The sequence below is a fragment of the Streptomyces sp. URMC 126 genome, assembly GCF_051386555.1.
Classification (GTDB): Bacteria; Actinomycetota; Actinomycetes; order Streptomycetales; family Streptomycetaceae; genus Streptomyces.
In genome coordinates this window covers 1-2440 of the sequence record NZ_JBPQTX010000550.1, presented here as the reverse complement: position 1 = coordinate 2440, position 2440 = coordinate 1, and the positions used below count along the sequence as shown (strand labels likewise).

General features: G+C 74.2%; 2 protein-coding genes. Both read right to left on the bottom strand.

Features of this window, described 5'->3' with window-relative positions; translation table 11 throughout:
- Positions 1-102: 102 nt before the first annotated feature.
- Positions 103-1380 (bottom strand): HRDC domain-containing protein, encoded by a 1278-nt coding sequence (locus tag ACSNOK_RS32575; RefSeq protein ID WP_436784396.1) that lies wholly within the window; start codon positions 1378-1380, stop codon positions 103-105.
- A gap of 75 nt (positions 1381-1455) precedes the next feature.
- Positions 1456-2115: a response regulator transcription factor gene (locus ACSNOK_RS32570; RefSeq protein ID WP_171162406.1), complete on the bottom strand. Its 660-nt coding sequence runs from the start codon at positions 2113-2115 to the stop codon at positions 1456-1458.
- Positions 2116-2440 lie beyond the last annotated feature (325 nt).

Genomic DNA, 2440 nt, shown 5'->3' with positions numbered 1-2440 from the left:
CCTCAAACGCCGGACGGCTGAATAGTCAGCCCGTCCGGCGTTTGAGGACAGCGCCCGGAGGGCGCTTCGGGGGTGCGGGGGCTCGCCCCGGGGCACACCCAATCAGGCAGAAGCCTCCCGCAGGGCCCGCACCAGCACCGGTGTCACCTGCTCCACCTGCCAGGGGCGGGCCCCATGGCCGGCGAGGGCAGCGGCGACCGCATCCGGCGAAAGATCCCGCGGCGGCTCCCAGCACACCCGCCGCACCGTATCCGGCGTGATCAGATTCTCCTGAGGCATCGTCAGCCGCTCCGCCAGCTCGGACACGGCCGCCCGCGCCGCCGACAGCCGCGCCGCCGCGACGGGGTCCTTGTCCGCCCAGGCGCGCGGCGGGGGCGGGCCGGTCAGCGGCTGGCCGGGCTGCGGGAGCTCGGACTCGGGGACGGCCCGGGCGCGGTCGACGGCCGCCTGCCACTGCTCCAGCTGACGGCGGCTCATCCGCGGTCCGAAGCCGGGCAGGGCGGCCAGCGCGTGCGCGTTCGGCGGCATGTTCAGCGCGGCCTCGATGATGGCGCCGTCGCCGAGCACCTTGCCCGGCGAGACGTCGCGCTTCCGCGCCACCTGGTCACGCGCGGTCCACAGTTCACGGACCACGGCCATCTGCCGGCGCCGGCGGACCTTGTGCATGCCGGAGGTACGCCGCCAGGGGTCCTTGCGGGGCGGGGCCGGCGGGGCGGAGGCGATGGCGTCGAACTCCTGGCGGGCCCACTCCAGCTTGCCCTGCCGGTCGAGCTCCTTCTCCAGCGCGTCGCGCAGGTCGATCAGGAGTTCCACGTCGAGCGCGGCGTAGCGCAGCCAGGGCTCGGGCAGCGGGCGGGTGGACCAGTCGACGGCCGAGTGGCCCTTCTCCAGGGCGTAGCCGAGGACGTTCTCGACCATGGCGCCGAGCCCCACGCGCGCGAACCCGGCGAGCCGTCCGGCCAGCTCGGTGTCGAAGAGCCGGGACGGTGTCATCCCTATCTCGCGCAGGCAGGGGAGGTCCTGGGTGGCGGCGTGCAGCACCCACTCGGCGTCCCCGATGGCCTCGCCGAGCGACGAGAGGTCGGGGCAGCCGACGGGGTCGACCAGGGCCGAGCCGGCCCCCTCGCGGCGCAGCTGGACGAGGTAGGCGCGCTGTCCGTAGCGGTAGCCGGAGGCGCGTTCGGCGTCGACGGCCACCGGCCCGCTGCCTCCGGCGAAGGCGGCGACGACGGCGGCCAGGGCGTCGCGGTCGGCGACGACCGGCGGAATGCCCTCACGCGGTTCCAGCAAGGGGATCGGCGCCGAATCGACGTCGTCCGGGGGGCCGCCCCCGGTGGTTCGCAGTGGTGGGTCTGCTGCGGTCTCTTGGGCGTCGGTCACCGGTCAAGGGTATCCGGGGATGACGGAAGCCCGCCGACGGAACGTTCCGTCGGCGGGCGCGTGCGGGGAGTCGGGTCAGTGGATGATGCCGGTGCGCAGGGCGACGGCGACCATTCCGGCCCGGTCGCCGGTGCCCAGCTTGCGGGCGATGCGGGCGAGGTGGCTCTTGACGGTGAGTGCCGAGAGGCCCATGGAGACGCCGATGGCCTTGTTCGACTGGCCCTCCGCAACCAGCCGCAGGACCTCGACCTCACGGCCGGACAGCTCGCGGTAGCCGCCGGGGTGTCCCGGCGCGCCGGGTGGCCGGCGCTGCATCCGCGCGGCGGCCGCGCCGATGGGGGAGAGCCCGGGGCGGCCGGGCACGCCGAGGTTGGTGCGGGTTCCGGTGACCACATAGCCTTTGACGCCGCCCGCGAGGGCGTTGCGCACGGCGCCGATGTCGTCGGCGGCGGAGAGAGCGAGGCCGTTGGGCCAGCCCGCGGCGCGGGTCTCGGACAACAGGGTCAGGCCGGAGCCGTCGGGAAGGTGGACGTCGGCGACGCAGATGTCGCGCGGGCTGCTGATGCGGGGCCGGGCCTCCGCGATGGACGAGGCCTCGATCACGTCCCGCACCCCCAGCGCCCACAGGTGGCGGGTGACGGTGGAGCGGACACGGGGATCGGCGACGACGACCATGGCGGTCGGTTTCGTCGGGCGGTAGGCGAGGCTCGCAGGTTGCTCAAGAAGAACGGACACCAGGCCTCCAGAGGGAGTGGCGGGGACGGGTGCCGACTTTTGGGTAAGCCGGGGCGATCCGTACGGGAAGGGTCACAAGTCCCTTCGGCAGACAAACCGCCCGGCTTTAGGGAATGATCACGAATTGATGAGTAACAATTCGGGCAATTCCGGCCTGGGGGTGATCGGTGTGACGGTCACTCCGATGGCCGCACGGGGGCATGCGCGGGCCGCCGGTCGGCGCTGTCGCCCGTCGCCCTCGGCCGAGGCCCCGTCCGCTGCTGTCGGCCGGCGTCCGCCCCCGTCGTCCCGGGCCGGCCCCGCGCTCGTCGTCCCGCGCCCGCCC